Origin of the sequence: Streptomyces rectiviolaceus, assembly GCF_039533825.1 — a bacterium.
Lineage (GTDB): Bacteria > Actinomycetota > Actinomycetes > Streptomycetales > Streptomycetaceae > Streptomyces > Streptomyces rectiviolaceus.
Genome location: NZ_BAAAUG010000077.1, coordinates 688 through 15,854, shown reverse-complemented (window position 1 = coordinate 15,854; position 15,167 = coordinate 688). Strand labels below are relative to the sequence as shown.

The following is a 15,167-nucleotide window of genomic DNA, read 5'->3' as shown; positions in this document are numbered from 1 at the left end:
CGGCTGTGGCCGATGGTGACGGTCTCGATCCGCGCCTTCGGCAGCGTCAACAGGCCGATGAGGGCGGCGAGTTCGGCTTCGGTGTGCGGGGCGGGCGCGGGCAGGTCCGCGTGGGCGGCCGACTCGGCGGCGCCGATGAGGGGCGAGCGGGATGACTCCCGCTCCTTCAGGATGCTCATGGTGTGCCGGTGCTTTCTGGGTCTGCTTTCCAGCGAGCGTACTGAGCGGGCAGGCAGACCGCACAGGGACGGTATCCGGCCGCGATCGCGGTGGCCTCGTCGGGGAAGAACACCCGGTGGGTGGCGTAGGCGCCGCGGGCGACGGCCCGCAGCGCGGAGGGGCAGTCGAGGCAGCCGTACAGGCGCCCGCGGCGGTGTCCGCCCAGGGTGCCCGGCGCGGCGCTGGGGTACGGCTCTCCGTCCGGACCGCGCAGCGTGTACGTACGCGGCGGGCCCGGCCCCCCGGGCCGGGAGGGGTTCACGCCGCGTCGTGGAAGACCAGGCCGAGCGTGCGCCGTCGCCCGGAGCGGACGGTGCTCACGCCGTGCCGCATCGGCCCGGTCGACCAGCCGCGCTTGGAGGCCACGGGCCGGTCGCGGGTCGTGAAGATGAGCCCGTGACCTTGCGGCAGGGTCGTGGACGATCCGCGCGACTGGGCGCGGGGGCGCTGCTCGGTCATGATGAACTCGCCGCCGGTGAAGTCGGCCCCCGGGGCGTCGAGCCCGATGACGACCTGGAGCGGGAAGAGCATCTCGCCGAACACGTCCCGGTGCAGGGCGTTCCAGTCCCCGGGCCCGTAACGGAGCAGGATCTGTGCGGACTTGGCCTGCCCTGCCGCGTGGCACATCGCCACCCACTCCCCCAGGCTGTCGGGCCAGGGGGCGGGTTTTCCGAGCTTCGCCGCCCAGTCGCGGGCGATGGGCAGCAGCCGGGGGTAGAACGCTTCGCGCAACTCCCGTACGACGTCGGGCAGTTCGTGGGTGAAGTAGCGGTACTGGCCGGAGCCGAAGCGGTAGCGGGCCATGTCGATGGTCGTGCGGAAGTGGTCGGTCTCGTCGTACAGGGCGGCGATGTCGCGGCAGGCGTCGGGATCCAGGAGCCGGCCGGTGAGGGCGTGGCCGTGCTCGTCGAGCTCGGCGCTCAGCGCGTCCCAGTCCCCGGCGGCGACGTGTTCACCGACGCGGGCGTCCGTGGGGTGCGTGGTGTCGATCATGATGAGGGGTCCTTCGTGGTCGTGCGGGTCAGTCGTGCGGGTCACATGAGGGCGGGCTGCAGGGCGCCCTCATGGGTGAGGAGCCAGACCTTGCGCTCCACGCCGCCCGCGTACCCGCGCATGGAGCCGTCCGCGCCGATCACGCGGTGGCACGGGCGCACCAGCAGCAAGGGGTTCGCGCCGATCGCGGCCCCCAGGGCCTGGACCCGCCCGCGCTCCACGCCGATCCGCCCGGCGAGCTCGCCATAGGTGGTCGACGTGCCGTACGGGATCTCCTCCAGGGCGTGCCAGACGCGCTGCTGGAAGTCCGTGCCGCTCGGGGTGAACTCGATGTCGAACTGGGTGAGTTCACCGTCGAAGTAGGCGGCCAGCTGTCGTGCGACGTCCAAGAAGCGGTCGGGGTCGCTGTTCCAGCCGCTCCGCACAGCCGGGGCGTTCTTCTGGCCGGGCATGGACAGCGACGTCAGGGTGACGCCGTCCGGTGTCGGCTCTCCCAGCAGGAGCAGTTCGCCGAGCGGGCTGGTGATGGTCGTACAGACGGTCATCGTGACCTCCTCTTTCCCTTCCTTGCTTGCCTCGCCTTGCTTCCTTCCACGTTCAACAGTGACGTCTCACGATCGCGGATGCTGGCGGGATTCGGACACCGCGCTGCCGCCGTCAGCGGGCGTTGTGGAAGATCACGCCGAGCGTGGTCCGGTGGCCTGAACCGACGGCGTTGGTGCCGTGCCGCATGGGGTGGCGGCGGTAGCCGTTCCGGCCGCGGACGGGCCGGTGCCGGACGGGGAAGACCATGCCCTGGCCGAGCTGCGGCCTGACGACGAGGGCGCGGGACTGGAAGCGCGGCCGCTGCTCGACGAAGACGTTCTCGCCGCCGGTGAAGTCCTCGCCGGACTGGTTCAGCATGACGGCGATCTGCAGGGGGAAGACGATGTCGCCGTAGACGTCCTGATGCAGACAGGCGTAGTCGCCCTCGCCGTAGTTCAGGAGCAGCGGGGTGGGCCGTCGCTGCCCGTTCTCCGCACACTCGGCGATCAGCTCGTCGAGGGTGGGCGGGAAGGTGCGCTCGCCGAGTCGCGGGGCCCACTGGTTGGCCATCCACGCCATCGGTGGATACAGCTCCTCGCGCAGTGTCCGCACGAGCGGGACGGCTGCCGGGTCGGCGAAGTACTTGTAGGTGCCTCGGCCGAAGTTGTGGCGCTGCATGACCACGGTCGAGCGGAACAGGCCGGGCTCGTCGAACGTGCCGATCAGCTCCTGACACTGCTCCCGTGACAGCAAAGGGGGCGTGACGGCCACACCCTCCTCGTTCAACTGGGCATACAGCTCCGCCCAGTTCAGCTCACCGAGTGCGGGAATCGTCGGGTCGGATGGGCTGCGCGGGGGCGCTTCCGACTCGGACGCCGGGCTGAAGAGGTCGAGGGTGAGGGGGGTATGGACGGGCTGGTGCATGATTCCGGGTCCTTCGTACGGTGGGGCAGGGTGGCCCCGGCGTACTCGATGCTCGTCGGCCGCGTGTGCGCACGCTGGCGGCATTCGGACATGACGTTCACTTCTCGGCCGCCGGGGCCGCCGGGGCCGCCGGGGCTACCGGGACTACCGGGACTACCGGGACTACCGGGGCTACCGGGGCTACCGGGGCTACCGGGGCTACCGGGGCCAACGCATCCGGATTCCGCTTCTGGCGACGCGTCATACCCACTCCCACGAGTACGACCGCCATTCCCGCGGCCACCCGGAAGCTGAACGCCTCGTCGAGCACGATGGCGCCCAACGCCACGGAGACCACCGGCAGCAGATACCCGACGGTCGCGGCGTTGGTCGCGCCCTCGTCCGCGATGATCCGGTAGGTGAGGTGGAAGGTGACGCCGGTGGCGAAGATCCCGAGGACGACGACGGCGATCAGGGCCGTCTGATCGACGTGGATCGCCTCCAGGCCGCCGACCGGCAGGGCCAGCGCCGTCAGGCCCGTCGCCGCCATGAGCTGGGCCGCGGAGAGGGACAGGGTGGGCATGCCCTTCCCCACGAGGTGATGCCCCATGTACGCGAAGCCGACGGCGTAACTCGCCGCCGCTCCCACGATCGCGAGGGCGCCCCAACTCGTCAGCCCTGACTGCTGCCACGGGGCGAAGATCAGCGACGTACCCGCGAAACCGACAAGGAGCCCCGCGAGGCGAACGGGTCGCAGCCCTCGTTCCGTGCCGATGGCCAGGCCGATCAGGACCGACCACAGCGGAGTCGTCGCGTTCAGCGCGCCCGCCACCCCGGAGTCGACGGTCTGCTGGCCGACGCTGAAGAGTCCGAAGGGCAGGGCGTTGCAGAAGAAGGCGGCGACGAAGATGTGCTTCCACGTCGCACGGCCCTGGGGAAGACGGTTGCGCGTGCTGAAGAGCAGGACCGTCAGGGTGGCCGCCCCGAGCGTGCAGCGCAGAAGGGTGACCTGTACGGGAGACAGTCCCTCCAGGGCGAGTTCGATCCAGAGGAAGGTCGATCCCCAGAGGAGGGCGAGTACGCCCACCCTTGCCGCTGCCCACGTTCTCCCGGGGACGCCGTTCACTGTGGTTCTCCTCGCTCTGGCCGTTGTCAGTGAACGATGCCGCCGCCGACTTGAAAGGACAAGCAAAGAGATTTGAACTTTCCTTAAGCTCAGCTACATCCTCAGAACCCACGGCTTCGCGGCCCGCACCGTCCCTTAGGGTGAGAGGCGGGCCGTGACTGGCGCTGAGGTGGAGTACCACCGGGGAGCGGCCTGACATCGTGTCGATGCCGCGCGCCTGGGCGAATCCCCCTGAAGCTCAGGAGTGGCACATGCCCCAGACGCAGACAGCTCGCCTGATGGACGGCACCGGCCTCGCCCGCCGCATCGTCGAATCCAGCTCCGCGACCGCGGCCGACATCCTTCGGCACACCGGAGCATCCCCTTGCCTGGCGACCGTCCTCGTCGGCGAGGACCCCGCATCGGTGACCTACGTCCGCATGAAGCGCTCCCGCTGCGAGAAGGCCGGCATCGAGTCACGGCACGTGGCCCTGCCCGCCTCGGTCTCCACCGCCGAACTGGTCGCGACGATCACCGCCCTCTCCCAGGACCCGACCGTGCACGGCATCCTGCTGCAGCACCCCGTGGGGCCCCACATCGACGAGCGCGCGGCCTTCGAGGCGATCGCACCGGACAAGGACGTCGACGGGGTCACCATGCACTCCTTCGCGGCGATGGGCTTCGGCCTGCCCGGCTTCGTGTCGTGCACCCCCGGCGGCATCATGCGCCTGCTCGACGAGTACGACGTCGACCTCACCGGCAAGCACGCGGTCGTCGTGGGACGCAGCGCCATCCTCGGCAAGCCCGCGGGCATGCTGCTCCTGGGCAAAAACGCGACGGTCACCTACTGCCACTCGCGCACCGCGGACCTGCCCGCGATCGTGCGGCAGGCCGACGTCCTGCTCGCCGCGGTCGGACGGCCGCGGTTCATCACCGGCGCGGACATCAAGCCCGGCGCCGTGGTGATCGACGCGGGCTACAACCCGGGCAACGTAGGCGACGTCGACTTCGACTCCGCCCGGGAGCGCGCGAGCCTGATCACGCCCGTACCCGGCGGCGTCGGCCCCATGACCATCGCGGTGCTCCTCGCCCAGACGGTCGAGGCGGCGACACGGCAACTCGGCCTGGACTGACGGCGGTCACCCCATGGGCCTCCTGGGGGTCACCTCAGCACGCTGACCCCGTTCGCCGACACGATCGCGGCGATGGCCAGCCACTCCACCCAGTCCAGGGACTGCCCCAGGACCACCATTCCCACCAGCGCCGCGAGAACCGGGTTGACGCTCATGAAGATCCCGAAGAAACGGGCGTCGACCCGGCGCAGGGCGAGCAGGTCGGCGAGGAACGGGACCGCGGAGGAGAGGATGCCCGCGGTGGTCGCGCAGGCCAGGGCGGTGGCCGTCGGCGGGTGGTGGGCGAGCACCGCGATGCCGACCGGCAGATAGAGGAGCCCGGAGACCCCCGCGGCGGCGGCCGAACCCTCGACGCCCGGGAGGCGGGCTCCGACCGTGCGGTTGAGCAGGATGTACGAGGCCCAGCAGGCCGCGGCGAGCAGGCCGAGCGCGATGCCGACGTAGTCCGTGCTGGGTTGCGGGCGGGCCAGGGCGACCACCGCGGCCCCCGCCACGACCGCGCAGCCGAGGTCCACCGCGCGGCGCGAGGCGGCCAGCGCCACCGTCAGCGGGCCCAGGAACTCCAGGGTCACCGCAAGGCCGAGGCCCACGCGGTCGATCGCGGTGTACAGGGAGAGGTTCATGGTGGCGAAGACCGCGGCCAGGCACAGCAGCGGCCACCACTGACGCCAGGTGAAGGACCGCACCTTGGGCCTGCCCACCGTGAGGAGCACGGCTCCGGCGACCCATTGCCGCACGGCCACGACACCGGCCGGACCGATGGCGCCGAACGCCAAGGCGCCGGTGGCGGCGCCGACTTGGTTGGACAAACCGCTGCCGAACATCATCGCCATGCCCGACAGACGGCCGCGTGAGGCCCCTGCCGGGCCCCCCGGACCGCCCGAACCGGCCGGGACGGCGGCGGGCAAGGCTTGGCTCTGAGACGTACGCATGCACCGCAGGATGCGCCACCCGCGCGCATACGAAAAATGCATGCGAGCACTCATCCATACGCTCTGGTTATTCATAGACTGTGGCCATGGATCTGGAACTGCGGCATCTGCGCTGCCTGGTCGCCATCGTCGACACCGGCGGCTTCACCGATGCCGCCGCGGAGCTGGGTGTCTCCCAAGCGGCCGTCTCCCGAACCCTCGGCGGGCTCGAGGATGTGCTCGGGGTGCGCCTCCTGCACCGAACGAGCCGCAGCATCACGCCCACGACCGCGGGAGTGCAGGTGCTCGCACGCGCCCGGCATCTCCTCGCGGAGGCCGATGACCTCATCCGTGAGGCGACCACCGGACACACCCGGCTGCGCATCGGCCACGCCTGGTCGGCGATGGGCCGGTACACGGCGGAGTTCCAGCGCCGCTGGGCCGCCGGGCATCCCGACGTCGAGCTGTCCTTGATCCGGACGAACTCCGCGACCGGCGGCCTGGCCGAGGGCCTGTGCGACCTCGCCGTAGTGCGTACCACCTTCAACGAGTCCCGTTTCGCCAGCGCCGTCGTCGGACACGAGCGCCGCTTCTGTGCCCTGGCGAGCGACGACACGTGGGCCAGACGGCGCTCCATCCCGCTGGCCGACATACGGGACCGGACGCTCCTCATCGACCGGCGCACCGGCACCACCACCGCCGAGCTGTGGCCCGAAGAGGCCCGTCCCCCGGTGGAGTACACCCAGGACATCGACGACTGGCTGGCCATCATCGCGTCGGGCCGCTGCGTCGGGCTCACCCCGGAGAGCACCGCCAACCAGTACCGCCGCGACGGCGTCGTGTTCCGCCCGCTGCGCGACGCCGACCCCATCGCCGTCCACCTCATCTGGCGCCGCCATGACCCGCACCCGATGACGCACGCGGCCGTGGCGCTCCTGACGGACCTCTACCGGACGTGAGGCGGCGTCCGTCCATGCCGGGGCCGTGCCGTGCCGTGCCGCAAGCCGAAGCCCCAACACCCCCTGCTCAAGCTGATGTTGCTGTGGCAGACTGCGGCGACCCAAGCGTCTCGCAGCAGCAACGGAGTACGTCATGACCGCAGGTGCGCCCAGGCCGACGATCGACACCAGCCGCCCGCATCCCGCGCGTGTCTACGACTGGCTGCTCGGCGGCAAGGACAACTACCCCGTCGACGAGGCGGTGGGCGACAAGCTGCCGCCCGAGGCGAAGGACGCCGCGCGGCAGAACCGCGCGTTCATGCACCGCGCGACCGCCTGGCTCGCCGCCCAGGGCATGGACCAGTTCCTCGACATCGGCACCGGGATACCCACCGCGCCGAACCTGCACCAGATCGTCCAGGAGATCGTGCCGTCGGCGCGGGTCGTCTACACCGACAACGACCCCATCGTGCTGCGCCATGCCGAGGCCCTGCTGGTCAGCCGTCCCGAGGGGCTGACCGACTACATCCAGGCGGACGTCCGCGAGCCGCTGGAGATCCTCGAACACGCCCGCGGCCTCCTCGACTTCGACCGCCCGATCGCCCTCTCCCTGATCGCGCTCATGCATTTCCTGCCCGACGACCAGGACCCGTACGGCATCGTGGGCACGCTGGTCGACGCCCTGCCCTCCGGCAGCCATCTGGTGCTCTCGCACGCCGCGTCCGACCTCTACCCGGAGCTGGCCGAGCAGGTCACCGCCGAGTACGCGAAGGGCGGCATCCGGCTCGGCTTCCGCACCCGCACCGGGGTCGGCCGCTTCTTCGACGGGCTCGACCTCGTCGAGCCGGGCCTGGTGACGGCCCCGGAGTGGTTCAAGGACACGGCACGCCCGGACGCGGAGGGCAGCGGGATCTACGCGGCCGTGGCGCGCGTTTCCTGACGGGTACGAGGGCTGGGCACGCCAGGCTCTGACGCCCGCGCCTCAGGCCTCGTAGGCCTCGTAGGCCTCGTACCCGTCCGCTGCCGCCGCGCTGCGCTCATTGGCCATGTCGATCTCCGCCATGTGCTCCTCGGCCCACGCCCTGACCACGGCGAGCGGACCCTCCAGGGAAAGACCCAGGCCGGTCAGCCGGTAGTGCACGCGTGGCGGCACCGTCGGCTCCACCCGGCGGGAGACCAGTCCGTCGCGCGCCATGCCCTGCAGGGTCGTGGACAGCATCTTCTGCGAGACACCCGGCATACGGCGCCGCAGCTCGGCGAAGCGGACCTCGTGCGGTTCGGCCTCCGCGAGGACCTTGACCGCCATGGACGTCCACTTCGTACCGATGCGGTCGAGAAGCCGACGGGTCGGGCAGTCGGGGTCGAAGAGATCACCGCGCGCCCTCGCCGTGGGACTCACCGCACGACTCGCCTTGGGAGGGGTAGTCACCTCGGGCTCACCACCTGTCGGGAAAGTGCCTTCTTGGCAGGTCGGAAACGGTTACCTAGCCTCATGTAGTCACCAATGGTAACCACATCGGAGCCACTCACCATGCACCTCCCCCCAGCCGAGTCCACCGCCCCCAACATCTCTCTGCGGCAAATCACCACCAACGGCATCACGGCCAACGTGGCGATCACCGGCACCGGCCCGGCCGTCCTGCTGCTCCACGGCTTCCCGCACACCTGGCAGCTCTGGAGCGAGGTCATGCCCCGGCTCGCCGAGCGGTATCGCGTCATCGCCCCGGACCTGCGCGGACTCGGCGCCAGCACCCGGGCGGCCGACGGATACGACGCGGCCACCCTCGCCGCCGACGCCGAAGGGCTCCTCGACGCGCTCGGGGAGAGGAGCGCGGCGGTCGTCGGCATCGACGCCGGCACGCCGCCCGCCTTCCTTCTCGCGCTGCGACGACCCGATCTCGTACGGAGGCTCGTCGTCATGGAGTCGCTCCTGGGGCCCCTGCCCGGGGCGGAGGACTTCCTCGCCGGGGGCCCGCCGTGGTGGTTCGGTTTCCACTCGGTCCCCGGGCTCGCCGAGCATGTCCTGGCCGGGCACGAGGCCGAGTACATCGACTGGTTCCTGCACACCGGCACACACGGCCGCGGTGTCCCTGACCGCGTACGGGACGCTTTCCACAGCGCCTACACCGGCCACGACGCCCTTCGCTGCGCGTTCTCCCACTACCGGGCCATGCCCACCAGCGGGCGGCAGATCCAGGACGCCGCCGCACACGCCCGGCTCACCATGCCGACGATGACGATCGGCTCCCACCCCGTCGGAGCGGCGCTCGAACGGCAGGTGCGCCCCCTCGCCGACGACCTGACCGGCCACCTCGTCCAGGACTGCGGCCACATCATCCCGCTTGACCGCCCCCAGGCCCTGCTCGACCTGCTCGGCCCCTTCCTCGCCGCCGATCGCCCCGGCCTGGACGGCTAATCGCCGGCGAACAGGTCTAGCACGCCCTGCGGCGCGTCGTCCCGGAAGCACCGTGCGAGGCTGTCGGCCCGCGATCCCGTCCGCGCTTGCAGGAGCTTGATTGGCGATCAGCCAGGGCGGGCATCACCGTGGGGCAGGATCGGCCGCGCAAGACATGCCGCGGCCCCGGTGAGCGGAAGCCGCCGCGAGCACGCCTGTTGTCCCAGGGGAGGGAAGTGAGCTGCCATGCGTGCGCACCAGCGCGCCCATCGGCACATCGCCCGCGTTGAGTACACACTGCCGCAGGAGGCGGCATCGGCCGGCCGGGCACGGAGATTGACCTCCGCGTTCCTCACCCGGCCCCGTCGGCACGTGACGAAGGTGGACTCCGAGCGGGTGGACGACGCCACGCTGATCGTGTCCGAACTCGTCACCAACGCCACCCAGCACGGCCGCAGCCCCTGCCGCCTGCGCCTGGAGGTGTCCGACGACCACGTGACCGTCGAGGTCCATGACGCGAGCCCCATCGGCCCGCGCGTGCTCAAGCCGAGCACCGAACGGGAGAGCGGACGGGGCCTCGCGATGGTGCGGCACCTCGCCGCGCGCCTTGAGGTCGTCGGCAGCGGCAGGCAGGGCAAGGCGGTCCGGGCGGTACTCACCTGACGGCGTCGTGAGCCACGGCAGCGCTCCTGGCCGCAACGTCCTCGCAACCTTGCCCGGAGTTGACTGGGGCACCGCCTGGACGGCGGCCCGGCGACCGAGGAGCGGCTGGCCATGACCGATACCCCGCGCGTGGAGCTGACCCCCGCCGCCGCCGATCTCGTGCGGCGACTGCGGGAGACCCACGGACCGCTGATGTTCCATCAGTCCGGCGGCTGCTGCGACGGCAGTGCGCCCATGTGCTTCCCGGAGGGTGAGTTCCGGACCGGCGACTCCGATGTGCGGCTGGCGTCGCTGGCCGTCGAGGGCGTGGCGGAACCGGTCTCCTTCTGGATGTCGAAGAGCCAGTACGGCGTGTGGAGTCATACCCGGCTGATCGTGGACGTGGTGCCCGGCCGTGGCAGCGGCTTCTCCCTCGAAGCCCCGGAAGGCGTACGTTTCCTCATCCGTTCCCGGTTGGTCGGCACTTAGCCACCGGCCCTGCACCCATACGGCGCTGCCCCCTGGTGCACTTTCTGACCGACCCTCAGACTGAGGCGGTCGGTCGGCCAGGGAGACTTGAGGGGGCATGGGTGTCAACACGGCGCAAGCACACCTTGGGACGGTTCAGAACGGCGAGAGCGGCGCTATCGGTACTCACGGCATTCGGCACGCTGGCCGGTGCGGCTCTGATGGGAGCGGCACCGGCCAGCGGCGTGCAGGCGACCGACAAGATGGCCGAGTCGCGGATTGCGCCAGGCGTGGAGTACTGGCAGTTCGACATCCCGGCTTCCCACGGCATGGCCCGCGCGCACGTACTCGACGTCGACCTCAGCGATCCGCGCACCAGCGTCGGACTCCTCTATCCGGGTGCGGTCGGCGCCCGCTCCGTCGTCTCCGCGCTCGCGGACGGAGCGGGGGCGGTCGGCGGGATCAACGGCGACTTCTTCAACATCTCCGAGACCCAGCATCCGGGCGTGGAGGCCACCGGCGCGCCCGTCGGCCCGGCGGTCGCACGCGGCCGTGCCCTCAAGGCGGCGGTGCCGAACGGTCAGCGCTTCGGTCCGGCGATGCCGCCCGGTGTGACCACCGAAGCCGTGCTCGGCGTGGGCTCCGACGGCCGGGCCCGCATGGACAACCTCCGGCTCGACGGCGAAGTCCGCACCCCCCAGACGCGGTTGCCGCTCGGCGGGCTCAATCAGTACGCACTCCCGGTGGGTTCCGTCGGCGCGTTCACCAGCGACTGGGGCAGCACCTCGCGGGTGCGCTCCACCTGCGGCACCGACACGAGCCGCGGCGCACCCTGCAGCACGGACACCCATGAGGTGAAGGTGCGCGGCGGCCGCGTCGTGGAGTCCGCGGGCACGCCCGGCAGCGGACCGGTGGCCCGCGGCACCACGGTCCTCGTCGGCCGTGAGGCGGGCGCACAGGAACTGCGCAAGCTGTCGGTCGGCGACCGGGTGGGGGTCCGGCACCGCCTGGTGGCGGCCGCGTCACGCACCCCGTTCCGCTTCGCGCTCGGCGGCTATCCGGTCCTGCGCGGCGGCGCCCCGCTGCCCGGCCTCGACTCCGTCACATCGGCCGTGCGGACGGCGGCCGGAATCTCCGACAACGGCAGACGCCTCCTGCTCCTCTCCCTCGACGGCTCCCCCGAATTCCGTACGGGGCTGACCATCGCCGAAGTGGCCAAGACCCTGCGGGGACTGGGTGCGCGGGAGGGCTTCAGCCTGGACGGCGGCGGCTCCTCCACCCTGGTATCGGCCGCCACCCTGGTCGCGAAGGCCCCGGGCGCCGAGTCCGTGACCGTACGCAATCACCCCAGCGGCGGGATGGAACGCCCGGTGCCGAACGGAATCGGCGTGTTCTCCCTGGGCTAGCCGACCGGGCGGCGGTGGTTCACTCGGTGTCCCGCACCGCCACCAGGCCGTTGAACACGCCCACGTACGCCGTGCCGTCCGGGCCCAGGGTCACCGGCGCCCAGTTGTTGTCGTACGCGATGCCCGTGCCGGCGAGGCGCTTCCACTTGGTCTCGCCGGTGCGGAAGTCGACGGCCGTCAGGTACCAGGCATCGATGCCGAGGCTGCTCGGCTCCTTCGTGTAGAAGTACAGAAGCCCGGAGGCGGTGGACAGTTTGGGCACGTTCGACGGGGCGCGGACGTCGCTCTCCCACACGGTGTCGCAGCCGCTGCCGTCCTCGCGTACGTCGATCCTGCTGACGCCGCCGACGACGCTGCGCCCGAAGGTGAGCGACGTGATGTTCTCGTAGCCGTAGTTGTTCTCGACGACGAGGCTGTTGCCCCAGGTGATCAGCGAGTTGTCGGTGGTGGACGCGCCGGAGCGGAAGACGGGGACCTTGCAGACGAGGCGCTTGTCGTCGGCGACGTCGTCGCCCCGGCGGTAGACGAGGACGTTCATGCGGTCGTCTGCGTTGTCGGTGATCGCCACGTAGTCGGCGTCGCCCTTGCCGAAGAGGTCGGGGGTGGTGCCCGAACCCTGGTTCACCGAGCCGGGCTTGGTGCCCGTCCCCCGGTCGTAGGTCTGGCGCCAGACGGCCTTCGGGGTGCCGTCCTTGTCGGCCCGGAAACTGTAGAGCACGTGGTCGGAGACGATCGACACACCGTCCTCGGCGACGGAGAACGAGTTCTGGATCTCCTCGCCCTCCAGGCGGATGGAGCGGATGTCACCGGACGCGGGGTCGACCGTGCCGACTCGTCCCTGCCGGGTCACCCACCAGATGCGGCCCTCCCAGTCGGGCATCACCGAGGTGATCGGGTCACATTCGCCGCTCGGGTAGAGGTTTGACCAGGTCACGCAGTCGTGCGGGACGTGCGCCGTCAGATCCCAGTCCTTGTCGACGACGAAGCGCCAACTGCCGTCCGCCGCCTGCTCGTGCGCGAGCCGGACGATGTGCTGCCGGGAGTCGGCGAGGACGAGCCGGTCCTCGTTGTCGAGATACGAGTACGCGCCGCCCGAGGTGTCCTTGAAGATCTTCGAGAAGTCCAGGCGCGTGATGGCCTCGACGGTGGAGGGGCGCTGCGGCAGCTTGTACTCGGCGAGCGTCTCCATCGTGTCCGGGTCGAGCAGCTTGACCAGGAAGCCGGTGAACGTGCCGCACACGGTGACGATGCGGCCGTCCTTGTCGAAGGTGACGGTGGCGCACTCACCGCCGAGCGCCGCCATCTTCTCGCTGCTGACCTTCGGCTTCTTCCCCAGGGGCCCGTTCCAGGGGTAGGTCCCACTGCCCGCCGCGTCGGCGTGCATCCCGCTGCGGCCGTTGGCGGCCAGATACGGGTGCTGGGGCGGCTGTTCGCCGGGCAGCGGGCGGGCGTCGGCGGGCGTTCCGGTGTACTGGTCGACGAGCCGGTGCCCCGGCGCCTTGGGTATGTCGTCCGCCTGGGCGGGATACGCGAAGGACGCGACCGAGACCGTGAGAGCGGTCAGGGCGAGGGCACTGCTGAGGGTTCTGCGACGCGACATGCGCCGAAGCTAGGGCCAGGGTCTTGAAGTGTCCATGGAAAGGTGACAGTTGTTCATGAACACGCAACGATCATGGCTGAACGATCACGGCTGCAAGCCGCTGACGATGTCCGCGGCGGCCGTGACCCCGTTGTGGATGGTCGGCGCCATGCTCGAACTCGCCAGGTAGAAGCCGAGCAGTGCGCAGACCAGGGCGTGCGAGAACTTCAGCGCGCCGTTGCGCAGAAAGACCACTGCCAGGATCACGAGCAGCAGCACGACTGAGACCGAAATGGCCATGGGGACAACCTCCTCCGCCACGTCAACACCGCGGCACTGGGCCGAGTGTGGCGCAGCGGAGGGACCGTCCGGGCGACCGGCATGTCCTCCGAACGGGTGTTATGTGCCGGGGCGTTGCTTCAGCGTGACCGCAGCCGGGCCGGGGGCTACTGCCCGTGGGCGTCGAGGAACGCCTCGAGCCCCGCAAGGTCGTCCGTGTTCAAGTGGTCGACGCCGGCGGCGAGGAGTTCGCCCCAGACGGCGTCACGCGCCGGGCCCGCGAGGTCGGGTGTCGCCCAGAAGCGGACGCGCTGCCCGCGTTTGTGGGCGGCTGCGACGATGCCGCGCAGCTTGTCGCGCTCGGCGGCGGGCACCGCGCCGACGCCCTGCCAGCTGAAGTTCAGCGTCCAGTTGTCACTGATCAGCGGGATGAGCGAGGCGGGCGCCGCGCCGCCCAGGTCGGCGAGGCGCCCGTCGTAGAAGGCGCGGCGCACGCGCTGGGCCTCCATGGGCGCGCGGGCGGCCCGGTCACCGGAGATCACCGCGGTCACGGGACCGCGGCGCACCTTGCCGTGGGAGTACGTGGTGAACAGGTGGCGGTAGCGCCGCAGATGACGGTCGAGTTCGAGGTACGTCGCCGCGCCCTCGGTCTTGATGTCGATCAGGAGCTGGAAGGGGGTGCGGTGGTAACCCCGGTACACGGAGCCGTGGTTGGCGCGCACACGGGCGGCCAGGGGGTCCAGGTAGAGCGATTCGAGGGTGCGGGTGGGATCGAGGTCGATCGGGTCGTGCGCGACCAGGAGCGCGCCGTCGACGAGGTAGATGTCGGCCTCGACGCTGCCGAAGCGGTGGTCGAGCGCGTCGTACAGGGGCCGGGGGTGCTCGTAGTCGTTGTGCGCGTGGGCGCGGATGAGAGGGCGGGGGTGGTGTCCTCGCTCGCTTGCCTTGGCGTACGCGGGGACGGCGGCGGTGCCGGCGAGCGCGGCACCGATGGTGAGGGCTCTACGACGGGTGATGAGTGCCATGGAGACTCCCGGAAAGGGCGAGGGGACGACGGGCGGGCCTCAGTGAGTATGAGGCCATGCTCGCGTCAAGAAACCCCCCGGGGACGGGAGTTGGCGCTATCGACGCCCCGCGTTAACTCCGGGAAACGCACGTCGCCCTGTGCCCCCGCGCCGCACCCCAGGCCACGTTCCCGCCCCCGCCCCCGTCCGCGTCCGCGTCCGCGTCCGCGGCAAGATCACCCCAGTGGACGGTCCGCTCGCACCACCGCTCGAGCAGCACCCGGTCGTGCCCGACCGCGAGCAGCCCCGCGCCGCTCTCCCGCCGGTACTGCTCCACGGCGTGCACGAGTGCGGCCGTCGTCGAGGCGTCGAGCATCGCCGTCATCTCGTCGCAGATCAGCCAGCGCGGGCGGAGCACCAGGGCGCGGGCCAGGCAGGCGCGCTGCAGCTGGCCGTCGCTGACCTCGTGCGGCCTGCGGCCGAGGAGGTCCTCGCCGAGGCCGACCGTGGCCGCCAACTCCCGTACCTGTGCGGTGGCTTCGGCCCCGCGCCCGGCCGCGCGCAGCGGCTCGGCGATCAGGTTCGTGAGGGTGAGGCGCAGGTCGGCGGCGAGGCGGGGCTGCAGGAAGACGACGCCGAGGGCGGTGCGCTGGGCGCGGGGGGCGCG

General features: G+C 70.9%; 18 protein-coding genes and 1 riboswitch. Of the genes, 7 read left to right on the top strand and 11 right to left on the bottom strand.

Annotated elements, in window-relative coordinates; translation table 11 throughout:
- Window positions 1-175: 175 nt before the first annotated feature.
- From ABD378_RS21550 to ABD378_RS21530, 5 genes are all read right to left on the bottom strand, one after another.
- Window positions 176-481: a metal-binding protein gene (locus tag ABD378_RS21550; protein WP_344522591.1), complete on the bottom strand. Its 306-nt coding sequence runs from the start codon at window positions 479-481 to the stop codon at window positions 176-178.
- A complete protein-coding gene (locus ABD378_RS21545) occupies window positions 478-1,212 on the bottom strand; it encodes a 2OG-Fe(II) oxygenase (protein WP_344522589.1) in 735 nt (244 codons plus the stop codon). Before ABD378_RS21545 ends, ABD378_RS21550 begins: the two co-directional genes overlap by 4 nt.
- 41 nt (window positions 1,213-1,253) lie before the next feature.
- Window positions 1,254-1,757, bottom strand: a complete 504-nt coding sequence (locus tag ABD378_RS21540; protein WP_344522587.1) for a methylated-DNA--[protein]-cysteine S-methyltransferase — start codon at window positions 1,755-1,757, stop codon at window positions 1,254-1,256.
- Between the two features lie 112 nt (window positions 1,758-1,869).
- Window positions 1,870-2,661 (bottom strand): 2OG-Fe(II) oxygenase, encoded by a 792-nt coding sequence (locus ABD378_RS21535; protein ID WP_344522585.1) that lies wholly within the window; start codon window positions 2,659-2,661, stop codon window positions 1,870-1,872.
- Window positions 2,662-2,758: 97 nt separating this feature from the next.
- Window positions 2,759-3,766: a DMT family transporter gene (locus tag ABD378_RS21530; protein ID WP_344522583.1), complete on the bottom strand. Its 1,008-nt coding sequence runs from the start codon at window positions 3,764-3,766 to the stop codon at window positions 2,759-2,761.
- Between the two features lie 144 nt (window positions 3,767-3,910).
- Window positions 3,911-3,996: riboswitch (ZMP/ZTP riboswitch) on the top strand.
- 21 nt (window positions 3,997-4,017) lie between these two features.
- On the opposite strand from ABD378_RS21530, the gene ABD378_RS21525 reads away from it, so the two are divergent.
- Entirely contained in the window at window positions 4,018-4,878 is an 861-nt protein-coding gene (locus ABD378_RS21525) for a bifunctional 5,10-methylenetetrahydrofolate dehydrogenase/5,10-methenyltetrahydrofolate cyclohydrolase (RefSeq protein WP_344522581.1), read from the top strand.
- Between the two features lie 29 nt (window positions 4,879-4,907).
- Here the strand turns inward: ABD378_RS21525 and ABD378_RS21520 are convergent, their stop codons facing one another.
- Window positions 4,908-5,810: an EamA family transporter gene (locus ABD378_RS21520; RefSeq protein ID WP_425583859.1), complete on the bottom strand. Its 903-nt coding sequence runs from the start codon at window positions 5,808-5,810 to the stop codon at window positions 4,908-4,910.
- A gap of 86 nt (window positions 5,811-5,896) precedes the next feature.
- Here ABD378_RS21520 and ABD378_RS21515 point away from each other — a divergent pair, with 86 nt between their 5' ends.
- Window positions 5,897-6,748, top strand: coding sequence for a LysR family transcriptional regulator (locus ABD378_RS21515; protein WP_344522579.1), 852 nt, complete (start codon window positions 5,897-5,899; stop codon window positions 6,746-6,748).
- A gap of 133 nt (window positions 6,749-6,881) precedes the next feature.
- The gene (locus ABD378_RS21510; protein ID WP_344522577.1) at window positions 6,882-7,667 is read left to right on the top strand and encodes an SAM-dependent methyltransferase; all 786 of its coding nucleotides are present in this window, start codon (window positions 6,882-6,884) and stop codon (window positions 7,665-7,667) included.
- 42 nt (window positions 7,668-7,709) lie between these two features.
- Here ABD378_RS21510 and ABD378_RS21505 read toward each other — a convergent pair whose 3' ends face one another.
- Window positions 7,710-8,126, bottom strand: a complete 417-nt coding sequence (locus tag ABD378_RS21505) for a winged helix-turn-helix transcriptional regulator (protein ID WP_344522575.1) — start codon at window positions 8,124-8,126, stop codon at window positions 7,710-7,712.
- 132 nt (window positions 8,127-8,258) lie between these two features.
- On the opposite strand from ABD378_RS21505, the gene ABD378_RS21500 reads away from it, so the two are divergent.
- From ABD378_RS21500 to ABD378_RS21485, 4 genes are all read left to right on the top strand, one after another.
- Window positions 8,259-9,143 (top strand): alpha/beta fold hydrolase, encoded by an 885-nt coding sequence (locus tag ABD378_RS21500; RefSeq protein WP_344522573.1) that lies wholly within the window; start codon window positions 8,259-8,261, stop codon window positions 9,141-9,143.
- A gap of 225 nt (window positions 9,144-9,368) precedes the next feature.
- The gene (locus tag ABD378_RS21495) at window positions 9,369-9,785 is read left to right on the top strand and encodes an ATP-binding protein (protein WP_344522571.1); all 417 of its coding nucleotides are present in this window, start codon (window positions 9,369-9,371) and stop codon (window positions 9,783-9,785) included.
- A 111-nt stretch (window positions 9,786-9,896) separates the two neighbouring features.
- Complete coding sequence (locus tag ABD378_RS21490; protein ID WP_344522569.1) at window positions 9,897-10,253, top strand: DUF779 domain-containing protein; 357 nt, start codon at window positions 9,897-9,899, stop codon at window positions 10,251-10,253.
- 200 nt (window positions 10,254-10,453) lie between these two features.
- Complete coding sequence (locus ABD378_RS21485) at window positions 10,454-11,638, top strand: phosphodiester glycosidase family protein (protein ID WP_344522567.1); 1,185 nt, start codon at window positions 10,454-10,456, stop codon at window positions 11,636-11,638.
- 19 nt (window positions 11,639-11,657) lie between these two features.
- Here ABD378_RS21485 and ABD378_RS21480 read toward each other — a convergent pair whose 3' ends face one another.
- From ABD378_RS21480 to ABD378_RS21465, 4 genes are all read right to left on the bottom strand, one after another.
- Window positions 11,658-13,238 (bottom strand): hypothetical protein, encoded by a 1,581-nt coding sequence (locus ABD378_RS21480; RefSeq protein ID WP_344522565.1) that lies wholly within the window; start codon window positions 13,236-13,238, stop codon window positions 11,658-11,660.
- 84 nt (window positions 13,239-13,322) lie between these two features.
- On the bottom strand, window positions 13,323-13,517 hold the full coding sequence (locus ABD378_RS21475) for a hypothetical protein (protein WP_160503040.1): 195 nt from the start codon (window positions 13,515-13,517) through the stop codon (window positions 13,323-13,325).
- Window positions 13,518-13,663: 146 nt separating this feature from the next.
- Window positions 13,664-14,521 carry a phosphatidylinositol-specific phospholipase C/glycerophosphodiester phosphodiesterase family protein gene (locus ABD378_RS21470; protein ID WP_344522561.1) on the bottom strand — a complete coding sequence of 286 codons (858 nt, stop codon included), beginning with the start codon at window positions 14,519-14,521 and terminating at the stop codon, window positions 13,664-13,666.
- Between the two features lie 112 nt (window positions 14,522-14,633).
- Window positions 14,634-15,167, bottom strand: a 534-nt coding sequence (locus ABD378_RS21465) for an ATP-binding cassette domain-containing protein (protein ID WP_344522560.1), incomplete at its 5' end; no start/stop codon positions are given.

Excerpts from the sequence above, each read along its gene's own strand:
- ABD378_RS21545 (WP_344522589.1), bottom strand. The coding sequence starts at position 1,212 with ATGATCGACACCACGCACCCCACGGACGCCCGCGTCGGTGAACACGTC.
- ABD378_RS21540 (WP_344522587.1), bottom strand. The coding sequence starts at position 1,757 with ATGACCGTCTGTACGACCATCACCAGCCCGCTCGGCGAACTGCTCCTG.
- ABD378_RS21535 (WP_344522585.1), bottom strand. The coding sequence starts at position 2,661 with ATGCACCAGCCCGTCCATACCCCCCTCACCCTCGACCTCTTCAGCCCG.
- ABD378_RS21525 (WP_344522581.1), top strand. The coding sequence starts at position 4,018 with ATGCCCCAGACGCAGACAGCTCGCCTGATGGACGGCACCGGCCTCGCC.
- ABD378_RS21520 (WP_425583859.1), bottom strand. The coding sequence starts at position 5,810 with ATGCGTACGTCTCAGAGCCAAGCCTTGCCCGCCGCCGTCCCGGCCGGT.
- ABD378_RS21515 (WP_344522579.1), top strand. The coding sequence starts at position 5,897 with ATGGATCTGGAACTGCGGCATCTGCGCTGCCTGGTCGCCATCGTCGAC.
- ABD378_RS21510 (WP_344522577.1), top strand. The coding sequence starts at position 6,882 with ATGACCGCAGGTGCGCCCAGGCCGACGATCGACACCAGCCGCCCGCAT.
- ABD378_RS21500 (WP_344522573.1), top strand. The coding sequence starts at position 8,259 with ATGCACCTCCCCCCAGCCGAGTCCACCGCCCCCAACATCTCTCTGCGG.
- ABD378_RS21495 (WP_344522571.1), top strand. The coding sequence starts at position 9,369 with ATGCGTGCGCACCAGCGCGCCCATCGGCACATCGCCCGCGTTGAGTAC.
- ABD378_RS21490 (WP_344522569.1), top strand. The coding sequence starts at position 9,897 with ATGACCGATACCCCGCGCGTGGAGCTGACCCCCGCCGCCGCCGATCTC.
- ABD378_RS21485 (WP_344522567.1), top strand. The coding sequence starts at position 10,454 with ATGGGAGCGGCACCGGCCAGCGGCGTGCAGGCGACCGACAAGATGGCC.
- ABD378_RS21480 (WP_344522565.1), bottom strand. The coding sequence starts at position 13,238 with ATGTCGCGTCGCAGAACCCTCAGCAGTGCCCTCGCCCTGACCGCTCTC.
- ABD378_RS21475 (WP_160503040.1), bottom strand. The coding sequence starts at position 13,517 with ATGGCCATTTCGGTCTCAGTCGTGCTGCTGCTCGTGATCCTGGCAGTG.
- ABD378_RS21470 (WP_344522561.1), bottom strand. The coding sequence starts at position 14,521 with ATGGCACTCATCACCCGTCGTAGAGCCCTCACCATCGGTGCCGCGCTC.